Consider the following 15,727-nt stretch of genomic DNA (forward strand, 5'->3'; position numbering starts at 1 on the left):
GGCAACGGTGTCCTCGCAGCCGGGGCGTGCGCCGCTGGGGGTGCGGTTGCCGCGCGTCCGGAAGGGGACGCTCTCGCGGCGGATCCTGATCGCGCTCCTGGTGATCCTCACGACGACGAGTGCGGTCGCTTTCGGGCTGTTCGCGCTGGTCCAGCGGGCCGAGCTGGACCACTTCTACCAGCAGCGCGCCGTGGCCATCGCGCAGACGGCGGCGAACAACCCGGTGATCATCGCGACGATGGCCGCGGGCGGACCGCCCTCCCGCAACGGTGCCGTGCAGGCCGAGGCGCAGCGGATCGCCACGGACTCTGGCGCGTCGTTCGTCGTGGTCATCAATCTGGACCGGGTCCGGTACTCGCACCCGGACCCGGCGCTGATCGGGCAGCAGGTCTCCGAGCCGGTCGTCGCCCTGGACGGCAGGACGCACACGAGGATCGACACCGGGGCCACCGGGCGTTCGGCCAACGGGATCGTGCCGCTGTACGGGCCGGGCCACCGCCCGCTCGGCGAGGTCTCGGCGGGGATCCCGGAATCCACGGCGATGAGCCAACTGTGGCGTGAGCTCCCGTCGTTCGGCGTCTACGCCGGTGCGGTCCTGCTGATCGGGGTCATCGCCGCCTTCCTGCTGGCCGGCTGGCTCAAGCGGAGCACCTTCGGTCTCGAACTGGAGGAGATCGCCGGACTGTTCCAGGAGCGGGAGGCGACACTGCACGGCATCCGGGAGGGCGTGGTCGGCTTCGACGCACAGCGCCGCGTCACGGTCGTCAACGACGAGGCCCGGCGGCTGCTGGGCCTGCCCGAGGACGCCGAGCTGGAGGGACGGCCGCTCACCGGGCTCGGGCTGGAGCGCGAGGTGACCGAGGCGCTGTCCTCGGGGTCCTCGGAGCAGGTGGTGAGCGACCAGGTGCTGACGGTGGGCGATCGGCTACTGGTGGTGAACTCCTGGCCGATGGGCTCGCAGGGCGGCCCCGGAGGCAGTGTGGCCACTCTTCGGGACTCCACCGAACTGCGGCTGCTGTCGGAGAAGGCCGAGGCGGCTCGCCGGCGCCTGAAACTGCTGTACGACGCCACCGGCGCGGTCGGCACGACGCTCGACCTCAGGCATACCGCCTGGGAGCTCGCCCGGGTGGGCGTGCCGCGCTTCGCCGACTTCGCCACCGTCGACCTGGTGGAGAGCGTCCTGGAGGGGGAGGAACCGATCACCGGGGACGGCATCCGGATGTGCCGGGTGGCGATGCACGGCATCCGGGAGGGCTTCCCGTTCTTCCCCGTCGGCAAGGTGTTCTCGCTGGATCCGGCCACACCGCAGGCGTGGGCCTTCGACCACCAGCAGGCCGTCCTGGAATCGGACCTGCCCACCGCGGAGGCATGGCGCGCCCAGTCCCCGGCCCGGGCGCAGGCACTGCTCGACTTCGGCGTCCACTCCCGCATCGTGGTCCCGTTGCGCGCCCGCGGCGTGCTGCTCGGCGTCGCCTACTTCTGGCGGTCCAGCCAGCCCGCGCGCTTCGACGAGGACGACCTGTCGCTGGCCGAGGAACTGGTCGCCCGCGCCGCGGTCTGCCTCGACAACGCCCGCCGCTACACCCGCGAGCACGCGATGGCCGGCGCCCTGCAACGCAGCCTGCTGCCGCGCGGCATGCCCCAGCAGACCGCCGTCGACGTCGCCTACCGGTACCTTCCGGCCCAGTCGGTGGGCGGCGACTGGTTCGACGTCATCCCGCTGCCCGGCACCCGCGTCGCCCTGGTGGTCGGCGACGTGGTCGGCCACGGCCTGCACGCGGCGGCCACCATGGGCCGGCTGCGCACAGCCGTGCACAACTTCTCCGCCCTGGACCTACCGCCCGAGGAACTGCTGTCGCACCTGGACGACCTGGTCGCGCGCATCGACCGGGACGAGACCCCAGGCGACGGGACGGCCCCGGACGGCCGCCGGACCGCCGAGGGCCCGGCGGCGGTCACCGGTGCCACCTGCCTGTACGCGATCTACGACCCGAGCACCCGGCTGTGCACGATGGCCCGGGCCGGCCACCCCCCGCCCGCCGTGGTCCTCCCCGACGGGAGCGCGGCGATCGCCGACGTACCGTCCGGGCCGCCGCTCGGGCTGATGTCCTCGCTGCCCTACCAGTCGGTCCAGCTGCACCTGCCCGAGGGCAGCCGACTCGTGCTCTACACCGACGGACTGATCGAGGACCGCGACCGCGACATCGACGACAGCCTGGCGCGGCTGTGCGCCACCCTCGGCGCCCCGGAGAACCTGGACCGGACGCCGGAGGAGACCTGCGCCGCGCTCCTCGAAACCCTGCCGCCCGCCCATCCGACCGATGACGTCGCCCTGCTCGTCGCCCGCACCCGGGCGCTGCCGGACGACCGGATCATCGAGTGGGAGGTGCCCTCGGACCCGGCGGCGGTCGCCGACGTACGGGTCCGGATCGCCGAGCACCTGGGCCGGTGGGGGCTGGACGACGCCGTCTTCACCACCGAGCTCATCCTCAGCGAGCTGGTCACCAACGCCATCCGCTACGCCACCGGCCCGATCCTGGTGCGGCTGCTGTACGACCGCACCCTGATCTGCGAAGTGTCGGACACCAGCAGCACCTCTCCGCACCTGCGCTACGCGACCCCCACGGACGAGGGCGGCCGGGGACTGTTCCTCGTCGCCCAGCTCGCCGAGCGCTGGGGGACCCGGTACCTCCCCGCAGGAAAGATCATCTGGGCCGAGCAGAGCACCTGACGGGGATGAAGCGCATTCTGGTTGGTGTGTCCCGGTGACGCGCAGCCCGCGCCCCTGGACGCGATCGGCGACCACACCGGAGGTCCCAGCGACGATGAGCAGCTCCGATCCTGGAACGGCAGGCGCCCGCGACACCACCGAGGGCCACGTCTACACGATCACCGGTGGTGACTGGGGAGAGGTCGTCTCCGCGGCGGCGAAGGCGGACGACGAGCGGATCATCGTCAACATGGGTCCGCAGCACCCCTCCACCCACGGAGTGCTGCGGCTGATCCTGGAGATCGACGGCGAGACGGTGCGCGAGGCCCGCTGCGGCATCGGCTACCTGCACACCGGCATCGAGAAGAACATGGAGTGGCGCAACTGGGTCCAGGGCACGACGTTCGTGACCCGGATGGACTACCTGATGCCGCTGTTCAACGAGACGGCCTACTGCCTGGCGGTGGAGCGGCTGCTGGGCATCACCGACGACGTGCCGGAGCGGGCGAGCGTCATCCGCGTGATGATGATGGAGCTCAACCGGATCTCCTCCCATTTGGTCGCCGTGGCCGCGGGCGGGATGGAGATCGGCTCCACCACCCTGATGGTCTACGGGTTCCGTGACCGCGAGGTCGTCCTCGACATCTTCGAGCTGGTCACCGGGCTGCGGATGAACCACGGCTACGTCCGGCCCGGCGGGCTGGCGCAGGACCTGCCGCCCGGTGCGCTGGAGCAGATCCGCGAGGGCGTGAAGACACTGCGCGGGCGGATGCACGAGTACGACAAGCTCGCCAGCGACAACCCGGTCTTCAGGGCCCGGCTGATGGGCGTCGGCTTTCTGAACCTGGCGGGCTGCATGGCGCTGGGCGCGACCGGGCCGATCCTGCGGGCCACCGGCCTGCCGCACGACCTGCGCAAGTCGCAGCCGTACTGCGGCTACGAGGGCTACGACTTCGAGGTCGAGACCGCCGACTCGTGCGACTCCTACGGGCGGTTCCTGATCCGGCTGCACGAGATGGAGCAGTCGCTGCGGATCGTCGAGCAGTGCCTGGAACAGCTCGGGGGCGGCGGCGGCGAGGTGATGGTCGCCGACAAGAAGATCGCGTGGCCGGCCCAACTCTCGCTCGGCGCGGACGGGCTCGGCAACTCGCTGGACTACATCCGCAAGATCATGGGCGAGTCCATGGAGGCCTTGATCTACCACTTCAAGCTGGTGACCGAGGGCTTCCACGTCCCGGCGGGACAGGCCTACACGGCGGTCGAATCCCCGAGGGGCGAGCTGGGTGTGCATGTCGTCTCCGACGGCGGCACCCGGCCTTACCGGGTGCACTTCCGCGACCCGAGCTTCACCAATCTGCAGACGGTGGCGGCGATGTGCGAGGGCGGTCAGGTCGCGGACGTCATCGTCGCGGTGGCCGGCATCGACCCGGTGATGGGCGGCGCGGACCGGTGAGAGCCGTCGCGTGGCCGGACCGTGGGCGACGACGCCCGCGGGCCCGGGCATCGGTGCGGCGGCTGACCGCCGCTCCCCCGCCGACGTCCAGGGCCGCCTCGAGCGACCGCGGGTGATACGCCGTCAATTCGGCAGTCCCGCTGGGACGACGAAACCGGCGATCGCGGCAGCGACGGCCTCGGGCTGCTCGTCGGGGATGAAGTGTCCGGCGTCGGGCACGACGACTCCGGTGACCTGCTCGGCCCACGGGCTGAGGGAGGCCGCCATGTCCGGGATGGAGCCGTGGCTGCTGGAGATCCCGAGGACGGGCACGGTCAGCCGCTGCCGCTCGAGTGCCTCGTGGTTCCTGCGGGCCGATTCGGCGGCGTCCCGGTAGTAGGCCAGGAAGGCGCGAAGGCCGCTGCCGGCGGCGACGGCCGTTGTGTAGTGGTCGATCTCGGCGGCATCGAACGTGTCGGGAGAATGAGCCTTCGCCTTCAGGAACCAGCCGACGTACTCCCCCTCACGGCCGGCAAGCAGCCTCTCGGGCAGGTCGGGCACCAGGTGGAACGCGAAATGCCAGGTCTTCCAGGCCTGTTCCGGGTCGGTGGGAACCGCCGCCGGGAGGGAGACGCCGGGAATGCCGGCGTCGAGCAGGACGACCCCGCCCAACCGGTCCTCGTAGGTGAGGGCGAGGGAGAAGGCAACCCAGGCTCCGATGTCGTGGGCGACCAGCCAGTACGTCGACGCTCCGAGAATCCGCACGGCGGCGTGGACGCGGCGGGCGACCGTGTGCGTGTCGTAGCCGGACTCCGGCCGCTCGGAGTGGCCCTGCCCTGGCAGGTCGATCGCGATGACCCGGAACCGCTCGGCGAGGAGGGGCATCACCTTGCGCCAGGCCCACCAGGTCTGCGGGAATCCCGCGAGCAGGACGACGACCGGGCCGGCGGGGCGGCCGCCTTCGACGGCATGGAGGCGGACGCCGTCCGCATCGACCCATCGGTGGGTGAATCCCGCCAGGTCGTACAGGGGAACGTCGCGGACTGGGTTGCCCTCGAAGCCGTACTGGGCACGGGTCGCGGTGTCGGCCACGGTCATCCTCCATACGTGCATACGTGCATACGTGTCAGCTGTCCTGGTTCGGAGCACGGGCCGGCCGTGATCACGGGTCGAACGCTAGCACATCTTGAACTGATCAGTTCAGGATAGAGTGGAGTCACCAGCCCGACAGATCGACACGGCGGCGAGGAAGTGCCACATGGCAGGCAAGAAGCAGTTCGACATGGATACGGCGCTCGACGCCGCGATGGTCCAGTTCTGGCGCTCCGGGTACGCCGACACCTCGGTGGACGACCTGTCCCGGGCCACCGGCCTGAACCGGAGCTCCATCTACTCCTCGCTCGGGGACAAGGACACGCTCTTCCTGCGCTGCCTGGACCGCTACGCCGCGCGCTACGGCGAGAAGTACGACGCCGCCCTGTCGTGCGCAGCCTCGGAGCCTCTTGCAGCAGTCCGCGCGTTCTTCGACGTCACCCTGGAGCGCATCGCCGATCCCGAACTGCCGGACGGATGCCTGATCGCCCAGTCGGCCATGGCGATTCCGGTGCTGAGCCCTGCCGTCGCCGCGCGCGCGAGGGAGTCGCTGGGCTTCCAACTCTCGCGCCTGCGCACCGCGCTGAGGGCCGGCCCACTGAGCGACCAGGACGCCGAGGCCTTCGCTGTGCACATGGCCGGGGTGAACCAGTGTCTCGCCGTCATGAGCAGGGCTGGTGCGAGCCCGGCACAACTCCTGGACATCGTCGGCGTGACCGTTGGCGCGCTCACGCAGGCATTGCCCGGACGGGAGTAGAGAGCTCGGCGTACTGTCGCAGGCCCTGGCACAAATCGTGCCGTGACGAATGTTCTCACCAGGAATCGACCTCGCGCCTGCCCGACTGCCGCAAAGGCCACTCATAGACTCTGGTTGTCAGGAGCACAGCTACATGGGGGCGTCGTGGGTGAGCAGCGGGGCGAGATGCCGGACCCGGGCGCAGCCACCGATCTGGCCGAGTTCGTCGGTCTGTTGGGTGAACTGCGCGCGTGGGCGGGAATGCCCTCCTACCGCGTGTTGGCGAAGCGTGTCGGGCTGAGGATGCGACCACCACGTGCCGTCTCCGCATCCACAGTCGTGGACGCGTTCAAGGACGGACGACGGCGCCTCGATCTGGACCTCGTGCTGGCCATCGTCCGGGCGCTGGGCGTGGACGAGGCCGCGGTGGCGGACTGGCGCACCTCCTGCGTCAGGGTGCACCGTGACGCCAGGAGCATCCCTGCGGAGGCAGAGGGACAGCCGGTCGAGGGGGAACCCCCGGCAGAGTTGTCCGCAGATCTGACCGATTTCACCGGCCGCGTCGACGAGGCCGAGCAGTTGGTGGCCATTCTCAGGACGACCACGTCCGGGGCGGCGGCGCCGGTGGTGCTCTCGGCGATCAGCGGCGCCGGCGGGATGGGCAAGACATCGCTGGCCGTTCACGTGGCCCACCGCGTGCTCGACCTGTTTCCCGACGGACAACTGCAGGTCGACCTGCACGGCACCGACGCGGAACCGTCCGCCCCCCATGACGTCCTCGCCCGATTCCTTCGAGCACTGGGCGCCGCGCCGGCTCGAATCCCCCTCGATCCCGAGGAGCGGGCGGCCAGGTACCGCAGCCTGCTCGCCCAGCGGCGGGTGCTCGTCGTCCTGGACAACGCCAAGGACGCGGCACAGGTGCGCCCGCTGCTTCCGGGCACAGGAAGCAGCCGGATTCTGATCACCAGTCGAAGCAGGCTCCCGGGTCTGGACGGCGTCCACCGGATCTCGGTCGGCATCCTCGGTCCTGACGACTCGTTGGAGCTGCTCACCCGCATCGTGGACGACCATGTCGTGGCCGCGGAACCGGATGCGGTGCAGGCGCTCCTGGAGATCTGCTCAGGTCTGCCGCTGGCGATCAGGATCGCCGCGAGTCGCCTCGCGGCAGGACTCCACGGCAGCGTCCGGGAACTGACCCGACGACTGGCCGACGAGCGGTCGCGTCTGGACGAGCTCACGGTCGAGGACCGAGCGATCCGGACGACCTTCGCGGTCAGCTACCAGGAGTTGGCCCGCCACCAGGCGCGGGCGTTCCGGCTGCTGGCGGTCAGCGAATGCCCGTCGGTGACGGTCCCGGCCGCGTCCGCGCTGCTCGCTTTGCCGAGGGATGTCACGCAGCGACTCCTTGACGCGTTGGCCGGCATCCATCTCCTGCAGTCCCCGACGCCGGGCCGCTACGAGTTCCACGACCTGCTGCGGCTCTTCGCTGCTGAGCGCGCGGGCGCGGAGGAGCCGGGCGAGGAGCGGGCGGCGGCGGTCCACCGCCTGCTCGGCTGGTACCTTGCGGCAGCGACCGCAGCCAGCCTGGCACTGAACCCCTCAGCGCAGTTGCCGCCCGGTGACCCGGCAGGGACTCCGGGCGGGGACCAGGCGGCGGCGGCCGACCTCGTCCCCGTCTTCGACACGGCCGAGGCTGCGCTGGAGTGGTACGAGGCCGAGCGGGCCAACCTGGTCGTCGCCGTCCGCCAGGCAGCAGAGGGCGGCTTCCACTCCCTCGCCTGGCGCCTCACCAAAACCCTGTGGGCCTTCTTCAACCTGCGCAAGTACTGGGACGACTGGGAGCAGACCGCCCATCTCGGGCTGGCGGCCGCACGGGAGGGAGCCGACTTGGAGGGCGAGGCCGCCGTCCTCGACTACCTGAGCGTCCTGACGCACGATCTGAACCGGTTCCACGACATGGAGACCCACTGCCTCGCGGCGCTTGAGATCCAGCGCCGCCGGGGCGATCAGCGGGGGGTCGGCACCGCGCTCGGCAACCTCAGCGTGGCCTATCGCAAGCTCGGCCGCTTCGACGACGCCCACCGGATCCAGCTCCAGTTGCTGACGCTCTTCACGGATCTCGGCGACACCTACAGCGAGGGTGTGATCCGGCACAACATGGTGCGCACCCTCCAGGACCTGCACCGGCCCGCCGAGGCGCTGGAGCAGTGCCTGCGGTCGCTGGCCGTCTTCCGCGCGCTGGGCAACACCTACGCCCAGGGCGGGGCCCTCAACACCGCCGCCCTGACCTGTCTCCTGCTCGGCGAGCACCAGCGGGCGCTCGACTACGCGACCCAGGCCCTGGCGATCCGCGCCGCCACGAACGACCAGCACGGACAAGCCCGCTCCCTGGACGCGCTCGGGCAGATCCTCAGCGAGCTCGGCCGGGAGGAGGAAGCCCGTAGCCACTGGGCACAGAGCCTTCGCCTCTTCACCGAGCTGAACGACCCGTACGCGCCCACGCTGAGGGCGCGCCTCGGCGAGTGACCGAACTGCGGCGCGGGGGGCGCCGGCAGCGTCCGGATCGGCAGCCCTCGCGGGAACTCATTGGCGAATGGCAGCGGGCATTGCTAATCTGCCGGAGGCCGTGCGAGAGAACGAGGAGGTGGTACCCGTGAACGTTTTGACATGGGTGCTCTCCTCCGGGGTCATGGTCGGGCGATAGGCCGTCCGGGAGCGCCGTTCACTAGCACTCCCGAAAGGCACGACCATGCACGTCACTTCTGAGCAGCGCCTCGACGACGGCGTCATCGAGCGCACATTCACCCTCGGCGAGATCCCCGGCATCCTGTGGACGCCCGGATCGGCAACCGCATCCGCCCCGGCGCCGCTGATCCTGCTCGGCCTCCCACCGCTGGGGCTGCGCGCGATGTACCCCCGACTGGTGGGGCGGGCCCGGCAGGCCACGGCGGACGGCTTCGCTGCGGCCACCATCGAGCTTCCCGGCAGCGGCGACCGGCCCCGCTGGGCCGCCGTCGACCAGGCCCGCGCAGACCTGCGCCGGGCCATGCAGGCCGGCGAGCCGATCAGCGACGAGATCATCGACGCCCTCACCCTCCCGCTGGTCGAAAAGGCGGTCCCCGAATGGCAGGCCGCCCTGGACGCCCTGCTCTCGCTGCCCGAGATCGGCGGACCCGTCGGCTACTCGGGAGGAATCATCTCCATCGGCATCCGGCTGGCGCGGGTCGAGCCGCGGATCAAGGCCGCCGGGCTCTTCGCCGGGAGCCTCGTGCCCCGCTCCATCGTCGAGGAGGCCCGGCAGGTCACCATTCCGCTGCACGTCCTGCTGCAGTGGGACGACGAAGGCAACGACCGGCAGGCGGCCCTGGACCTGTTCGACGCCTTCGGCTCCAAGGAGAAGACCCTGGAGGCCAACATGGGGGGCCACACCGGCGTCCCGCAGTTCGCGGGGGGCACCGCGGCCAGGTTCTTCAGCCGGCATCTGGGCTAGCCCCCGCCCCCTCCCTCAAGCCGGCAGCAGACTGGAACCCGCGTCGGAGGCAGCCCAGGACACCGGGCCGCCTCCGGCCACGGCTCGGGCGAGCCGTAGCCGGAGGAAGGTGTTGGGCGGGTCGGTGGTGACGCAGCGGGTGGAGGGCATCTCGGCGGCCCAGAACATGTAGCCGAGGCAGTGCGGTGCCGGGCGGTGCGGTCGTGACGCGGTGGTCGCGCAGGGGCCGCCTTTCCAGCCGTGGTCCCGGCAAGGTCTACATTGTGTAGTAGCTTGTGTGGTCGGCCCGACCTGACCGGAGCGCCGACACGCACAGCTGAAGCACTGCCCATGCCCTGCCGCGCAGGCGCGCGCTAATCTCTGGGGCGGCCGCAGCAGCCGAACAGGAACACGACGGGAATGGGGAGCGATGAGCGATCCGGTGCGCGGCGGCGGCCGGCGGGCTGCCGGTGAGCTGGAGGGCGACGTGCTCGGCGTGCTGTGGGCCGCTTCCGGTGCTCTGACGGCGGCTCAGGTCAACGAGGCCCTGCCCGGGGACCTGGCCTACACGACCGTCATGACGATCCTGGCCAGGCTGTACGACAAGGGCATGCTCACGCGTCAGCGGGTGGGCCGCGGGTACGCCTACACCCCGGTGCGCGACGAGGCGGAGCACACCGCCGAGCAGATGGTCTCGCTGCTGGAGCACGGCTCGGACCGCGAAGCCGTGCTGGCCCGCTTCGTCTCGGACCTCTCGCGGCAGGACGAGCAGCTGCTCCAGCAGCTGCTGCGCGGGGACCAGGAGCAGTAACCCGGTACGCGTCAGCTGTCCGGGATCGGCGCCGGTCTGGGTACCGTGGCCACCGGCGCCGTGGTCTCCCTGCTGGCCCTGACCGCCGCCCTCGCGCAGCCCAGGGCCGGCCGCGCCCTGGACGGCGGACGGATCACCACCGCCTCGGGACTGCGCGCCGGGCTGCTGCTGACCGGCGCGGGGCTGGCTGCCGCCATGCTCCCCGGGCTGCTCGGCCTGCTGCCGGCCGCCGTGCTGATCGGTGCGGGCACCGGCCTGATCACCCCGCTCGGCTTCGCCGCCCTGGCCGCAGCCACCGCACCCGAACGGATCGGGCAGACCATGGGCGCGGCCGAGTTGGGCCGCGAACTGGGCGATGCCGGAGGGCCGCTGCTGGTGGCCGGTGTCGCCGCCGTCACCACGCTGACCGGCGGCTTCGCGGCTCTGGCAGCGCTGACCGCTGTCGCCTCCGTCACGATCACCCGCCGCGGCCACAGCACCGACGAGCACGGCGACCCAGCCGGAACCTGACCCGGCCGGCCATGTCGAGCGCAGCACGCTGGTGCTGATGCGGCCGACGGCCGGCACGGTCGCCGCGGCAACGACCGGCCGTGCTGCACCGGGCCACCCGTCTACGGGCGTGTAGACAGCACTGCCTCCCTTGACTAAGGTATGCCTAAGCTAAGCGGCGGCAGTAGTGCGCCCCCGTCCCCTGCAGCCCCCTGCTCGGCCCGAGCACCCCACAGCGAAGGATCTTCCATGCCCGTTTCCCGACGCCCGGCGGCCCTGGTGCTGGCGGTCTCCCTGTCGTTGCCGGTCCTGGCCGGATGCGGCAGTTCGGGCAGTGCCGCGGCCGGTGCGAGCGCCACCGGCTCCGGCTCGGCGGGGAGCGCGTCGTCGCTGGCCGGGCAGTCCCTGACGCTCTACAGCGGGCAGCACGAGCAGACGGTCAAGACCTTGGTCGCGGACTTCGAGAAGCGCACCGGCGTCACCGTCCGGGTGCGCTCCGGCGACGAGGCCGAGCTGGCCACCCAGCTGCTGCAGGAGGGCAAGGCTTCACCGGCGGACGTGTTCTATGCGGAGAACCCGCCCGCGCTGACAGTCCTTCAGGAGCAGGGCCGGCTGGCCCCGGTACGGCCGGCCACCCTGGCCGCGGTGCCCGCCGCCGACAGTTCGCCCAAGGGCGACTGGGTCGGCGTCTCCTCGCGCGCCGCGGCGTTCGTCGCCGCCACCGGCACCCCGGCCGACACCGCGCCCCCGACCTCGGTGCTGGACCTGGCCAAACCGCAGTGGAAGGGGCGGCTGGGCATCGCCCCCGGCGAGACCGACTTCTCCCCGGTGGTCACCGAGGTCATCAAGTCGATCGGGGTGGCGGGCGCCACCGAGTGGCTGAAGGGCCTGAAGGCCAACGCCAAGGTCTACGCCAGCAACGAGGACCTGGCGGTGGCCGTCAACAGCGGCGAGGTCCAGGGCGGCGTGGTGGACCACTACTACTGGTACCGGCTGCGCGACGAGAAGACCGCCGCCGGTACGCACAGCAAATTGCACTACTTCGCCAAGGGCGACCCCGGCGCCCTGGTCGACGTCTCGGGCGCGGCCGTGCTCGCCGGCAGCAAGCACCAACAGGCCGCCCAGGCGTTCCTGGCCTACCTCACCAGCGTCCCGGCCCAGCGGTTGATCGCGGCCTCGGAGAGCTACGAGTACCCCCTGGCCGCGGGCGTCAGCGCCAAGGCCGAACTGCCGCCGCTGACCTCGGTCGGCGCCCTGGCCCCGGTCGCCGACCTGGGCGACGGCAAGCAGGCCCTGCAGCTGCTCCAGGACACCGGACTGCTCGCGTGACCACCGCACCCGTCGAGGCCGGCCGCCCGGCACCTGTCCTGCGGCGCCGGGCCGCCGGCCTGCTCCCGCACCGCCCCGTCCTCGCGCTGCTGGCCTGCGCGGTGGTCGCCGCCCTCGCCGTGCCGCTGGTGTTCACCCTGGTCCAGGCCGGCCAGGCGGGCACCGGCCAGGCCCAGCGGCTGCTGGAACGCCCGCTGATCGCCACCCTGCTGTGGAACACCGTCACCCTGGCGGCCGCGGTCACCACGGCCTGCTGCGTGCTCGGGTTCGGCGCCGCCTACCTGGTGGAGCGCACCGACCTGCCCGGCCGCCGCTGGTGGACCGTCGCGCTGACGATGCCCCTGGCCGTGCCGGAGTTCGTGCGCGGCTACTCCTGGGTCTCGCTCTTCCGCCAGGTGCACGGCTACTGGGGCGCGGTACTGGTGATGACCTGCTCGCTCTACCCCCTGGTCTTCCTGCCCGTCGCCGCCTCACTGCGCAGCTCCGACACCGCCTGCGAGGAGGTCTCCCGCAGCCTGGGACGCGGACCGCTGGCCACCCTGTGGCGGGTCACCCTGCCGCTGTCACGGGCCGCGGTGGCCGGCGGCGCCCTGCTGGTCTCGCTGTACCTGCTCGGCGAGTACGGCGCCTTCGCCATGCTGCGCTTCACGACCTTCTCCACCGCGATCTTCACGGAGTACCAACTCGGCTTCGACGCCGCCTCCGCGGCCCTGCTCACCCTGGTCCTGGTCCTGCTGGCGCTGCTCCTGGTGGCCCTGGAGGGAACGCTGGGCCGCCACGGCGGGCGACCGGCGCGAACCGGCACCGCGCCGCGCTCGGCGAGCCGGGTCCGACTGCGCCGCTGGACCGCCCCGGCCGCGGCGGCGCTCGCCGTCCTGGTCGGCACCGCGCTGGGCGTACCGCTGTACGCGCTGGGCTACTGGCTGGTCGTCGGCGGCTCCACGACGCTGCCCCCGGCCTCGATCGTGGACGCCGCGCTGACCACCTTGGGCTACGCCTTCGCTGCGGCGCTGGTGGCCACCGCCGCCGCGATCCCGGTCGCGCTGTACTCCTGGCGGCGCGGCACCCGCTGGGCCCGCAGCCTCGAACGCCTCTCCTACCTGACCCGCGCCCTGCCCGGCATCGCCGTCGCACTGTCGGTGGTCTACGTCGCCATCCGCTACGCCCAACCCCTCTACCAGCAGCCCCCGATGCTCGTCGCCGGGTACGTCGTGCTGTTCTTCCCGCTGGCCCTGACCGCCCTGCGCGCCGCCCTGGCACAGATCCCGCCGGGAACCGAGGAGGTCGCCCGTTCCCTCGGGGCCGGCCCGGCGACCGTGCTGGCCCGGGTCACCCTGCCGCTGATCCTGCCCGGACTGGGAGCAGCCGTCGCCATGGTCGGCCTGACCGCCAGCACCGAACTGACCGCCACGCTACTGCTGCGCCCCACCGGCACCGAGACCCTGGCCACCCAGTTCTGGACCTACACCAGCGGCCTGGCCTACGGCGCCGCCGCCCCCTACGCCGCCCTGATGGCCGCCCTGTCCGTCCCCCCGGTCCTGCTGCTGACCCGCCGCACCCTGGGCACCCACCACCGCGCGGAGAAGCGATGACCGACCTGACCGTCACCGACCTGCACGCCGCCCACGGCCGCAGCCCGATCCTGAACGGGGTCGACCTGACCGTCGCCCACGGCCAACTGGCGTGCGTCCTGGGGCCCTCGGGCTGCGGAAAATCCACCCTGCTGCGCGTCATCGCCGGCTTCCACCCCGCCTCCCGCGGACAACTGACGCTGGACGGACGGGTGCTGGACGACGCGACGCGGCGGCCGGTGCCCGCCGAGCGCCGCCGCATCGGCTACGTTCCCCAGGACGGCGCGCTGTTCCCCCACCTGACCGTCGCGGCCAACATCGGCTTCGGCCTCCCCCGCCGCGAACGCCGCAAGCGCGTGAGTGAACTCCTGGACCTCATCGGCCTGCCCGACCTGGCCGAACGCCACCCGCACCAACTGTCCGGCGGCCAGCAGCAGCGCGTCGCACTAGCCCGCGCACTGGCCCCGCAACCCGAACTCCTGCTCCTGGACGAACCCTTCTCCGCCCTGGACACCGCCCTGCGCGCCACTCTTCGCACCGACGTCGCCGTCCTGCTGCGCAGCACCGGCACCACCGCCGTCCTGGTCACCCACGACCAGGAGGAGGCACTCGCCATCGCCGACACCGTCGCCGTCATGCAAGGCGGCCGCATCACCCAACAGGCCACCCCGCACCGGCTCTACCACCAGCCCACCGACGCCGACACCGCCCGCCTGCTCGGCGAGGCGAACCTGCTGCCCGCCCGCCTGGACACCACCGTCGCCCACACCGCACTGGGCCCGCTGCCGCTGAGCGGAAGCGCCGGCCCTGCCACCGACGCCACCGTACTGCTCCGCCCGCACCAACTGCGCCTCTCGACGACGGACGGACCCGACCGCGTCCGGGTCCGGGTGGTGCGCTCGGTCTTCCGCGGCGCGGACCACCGGGTCGAACTGGTCCTGGAAGCCGGCGCCCAACCGCTCCAGCCGCTGGTCGCCCACACGGACACCGCGCCCCCGAGCGACGGACAACCGCTCTACCTGACCGTCACCGGCCACGCCCACCCGGTCTGACCCCCGGCTACGCCCTGGCCGCCAAGAACCTGAGGTGTGTTCAGGGGGCCGCGTGGCGGTGGCGTCGGCTGGACTCGATCCGCGACCGGCGGCCCGCTGAGCCGCCCGCGGCCGCCTGCGAGGCGGCAGGCTGGACCTCCAGCGGGCCGAAGCGCGCCAGCAGCGGAGAGGCGACCGGGACGGTGTGCAGCCGCGGCAGCAGCCAGCCGTGCCACAGCCCGGTCAGGAAGATGATCGCGGAGCTGGAGACCAGCAGCGAGCCCAGGACGTCGGTGGGGTAGTGCGCGCCGATGTACAGGCGCGAGAACGCCACCAGTGCGACCACGGCCGCGCCGATCACCGCGACCGGGCGGCGGGCCCGGGTGTGGCGGGCCAGGAAGTAGGCCGCGATCACAGCGGAGACGGTGAAGGCGACATGGCCGCTGGGGAAGCTGTTGGAGCCGATCTCGGGGTCCAGGGAGTGGACGGCGGCGATCGGGGGCCGGTTGCGGGCCACCAGGATCTTCGCGACCTCGCTGCTGTTCCAGCCGACCGCCACCACCAGGAACGTCGACACCGCCTGGACCGGCCGGTGACGGCGGATCAGCAGCCAGCCGCACCACAGCGCCAGGATGATCAACCCGCCGACCGGCGACACGATGTCGCTGACCAGCTTCATCACCGGCGTCAGCGCGGAGGAGCGGGTGTCGTCCTCCAGGTGCTGGTCCCACTTCAGGTCGTGCGGCTGGATCAGCGACGTGTGCGCCGCGACCAGGCCCAGGGCGATCGCGACCGCGAACAGGAGAACCGAGTTGCGCAACCAGTGACGCACGAACGGCATGCGGGAAGTCCTTCCAAGGGACGGGGCGGCACCAGGCGGTGCGGGCGGCCGCCGCGCGCCACGGGCCACGACTGCACGACCCGGGGGAAGGTGACGCGGAGATGGCGCACGGATGACGCGGCGGCGACCGCCCGGCATAACCTACTACACGCTGTAGAGTCCTGCACGGTTCCGCCACCCGCCGAAGTCTGTTGAGGAACCGTGATGCCGCTGTAC

Annotated in this window: 12 protein-coding genes; 10 read left to right on the forward strand and 2 right to left on the reverse strand. The window is 71.9% G+C overall.

Going from position 1 to position 15,727, the window contains the following annotated elements:
- Positions 1-7: 7 nt before the first annotated feature.
- Both TR46_RS06400 and TR46_RS06405 read left to right on the forward strand, forming a co-directional pair.
- A complete protein-coding gene (locus TR46_RS06400; protein ID WP_084718003.1) occupies positions 8-2,731 on the forward strand; it encodes a SpoIIE family protein phosphatase in 2,724 nt (907 codons plus the stop codon).
- Between the two features lie 94 nt (positions 2,732-2,825).
- A complete protein-coding gene (locus TR46_RS06405; RefSeq protein WP_042395043.1) occupies positions 2,826-4,163 on the forward strand; it encodes an NADH-quinone oxidoreductase subunit D in 1,338 nt (445 codons plus the stop codon).
- Between the two features lie 123 nt (positions 4,164-4,286).
- Here the strand turns inward: TR46_RS06405 and TR46_RS06410 are convergent, their stop codons facing one another.
- Positions 4,287-5,240: an alpha/beta fold hydrolase gene (locus TR46_RS06410; protein WP_152626322.1), complete on the reverse strand. Its 954-nt coding sequence runs from the start codon at positions 5,238-5,240 to the stop codon at positions 4,287-4,289.
- 160 nt (positions 5,241-5,400) lie between these two features.
- Here TR46_RS06410 and TR46_RS06415 point away from each other — a divergent pair, with 160 nt between their 5' ends.
- From TR46_RS06415 to TR46_RS06445, 8 genes are all read left to right on the forward strand, one after another.
- Entirely contained in the window at positions 5,401-5,991 is a 591-nt protein-coding gene (locus TR46_RS06415) for a TetR/AcrR family transcriptional regulator (RefSeq protein WP_042395045.1), read from the forward strand.
- 318 nt (positions 5,992-6,309) lie between these two features.
- A complete protein-coding gene (locus TR46_RS06420) occupies positions 6,310-8,496 on the forward strand; it encodes an ATP-binding protein (protein ID WP_161790091.1) in 2,187 nt (728 codons plus the stop codon).
- 223 nt (positions 8,497-8,719) lie between these two features.
- A complete protein-coding gene (locus TR46_RS06425; RefSeq protein ID WP_042395047.1) occupies positions 8,720-9,460 on the forward strand; it encodes a dienelactone hydrolase family protein in 741 nt (246 codons plus the stop codon).
- A 409-nt stretch (positions 9,461-9,869) separates the two neighbouring features.
- The gene (locus TR46_RS40735) at positions 9,870-10,250 is read left to right on the forward strand and encodes a BlaI/MecI/CopY family transcriptional regulator (RefSeq protein ID WP_052432585.1); all 381 of its coding nucleotides are present in this window, start codon (positions 9,870-9,872) and stop codon (positions 10,248-10,250) included.
- A gap of 45 nt (positions 10,251-10,295) precedes the next feature.
- On the forward strand, positions 10,296-10,760 hold the full coding sequence (locus TR46_RS40740; protein ID WP_236655223.1) for an MFS transporter: 465 nt from the start codon (positions 10,296-10,298) through the stop codon (positions 10,758-10,760).
- A gap of 228 nt (positions 10,761-10,988) precedes the next feature.
- Positions 10,989-12,068 (forward strand): extracellular solute-binding protein, encoded by a 1,080-nt coding sequence (locus TR46_RS06435; protein WP_052432586.1) that lies wholly within the window; start codon positions 10,989-10,991, stop codon positions 12,066-12,068.
- A complete protein-coding gene (locus tag TR46_RS06440; protein WP_201776374.1) occupies positions 12,065-13,660 on the forward strand; it encodes an ABC transporter permease in 1,596 nt (531 codons plus the stop codon). Before TR46_RS06435 ends, TR46_RS06440 begins: the two co-directional genes overlap by 4 nt.
- Positions 13,657-14,691, forward strand: a complete 1,035-nt coding sequence (locus tag TR46_RS06445; protein ID WP_042395049.1) for an ABC transporter ATP-binding protein — start codon at positions 13,657-13,659, stop codon at positions 14,689-14,691. The genes TR46_RS06440 and TR46_RS06445 overlap by 4 nt, the downstream gene beginning before the upstream one ends.
- A 40-nt stretch (positions 14,692-14,731) precedes the next feature.
- Here TR46_RS06445 and TR46_RS06450 read toward each other — a convergent pair whose 3' ends face one another.
- Complete coding sequence (locus tag TR46_RS06450; protein WP_084718007.1) at positions 14,732-15,511, reverse strand: phosphatase PAP2 family protein; 780 nt, start codon at positions 15,509-15,511, stop codon at positions 14,732-14,734.
- Positions 15,512-15,727: the final 216 nt, after the last annotated feature.

Origin of the sequence: Streptacidiphilus carbonis (assembly GCF_000787775.1) — a bacterium.
Lineage (GTDB): Bacteria > Actinomycetota > Actinomycetes > Streptomycetales > Streptomycetaceae > Streptacidiphilus > Streptacidiphilus carbonis.

Coding starts and splice junctions, on each gene's coding strand:
- TR46_RS06405 (WP_042395043.1), top strand. CDS start 2,826: ATGAGCAGCTCCGATCCTGGAACGGCAGGCGCCCGCGACACCACCGAG.
- TR46_RS06410 (WP_152626322.1), bottom strand. CDS start 5,240: ATGACCGTGGCCGACACCGCGACCCGTGCCCAGTACGGCTTCGAGGGC.
- TR46_RS06415 (WP_042395045.1), top strand. CDS start 5,401: ATGGCAGGCAAGAAGCAGTTCGACATGGATACGGCGCTCGACGCCGCG.
- TR46_RS06425 (WP_042395047.1), top strand. CDS start 8,720: ATGCACGTCACTTCTGAGCAGCGCCTCGACGACGGCGTCATCGAGCGC.
- TR46_RS40735 (WP_052432585.1), top strand. CDS start 9,870: ATGAGCGATCCGGTGCGCGGCGGCGGCCGGCGGGCTGCCGGTGAGCTG.
- TR46_RS06435 (WP_052432586.1), top strand. CDS start 10,989: ATGCCCGTTTCCCGACGCCCGGCGGCCCTGGTGCTGGCGGTCTCCCTG.
- TR46_RS06445 (WP_042395049.1), top strand. CDS start 13,657: ATGACCGACCTGACCGTCACCGACCTGCACGCCGCCCACGGCCGCAGC.
- TR46_RS06450 (WP_084718007.1), bottom strand. CDS start 15,511: ATGCCGTTCGTGCGTCACTGGTTGCGCAACTCGGTTCTCCTGTTCGCG.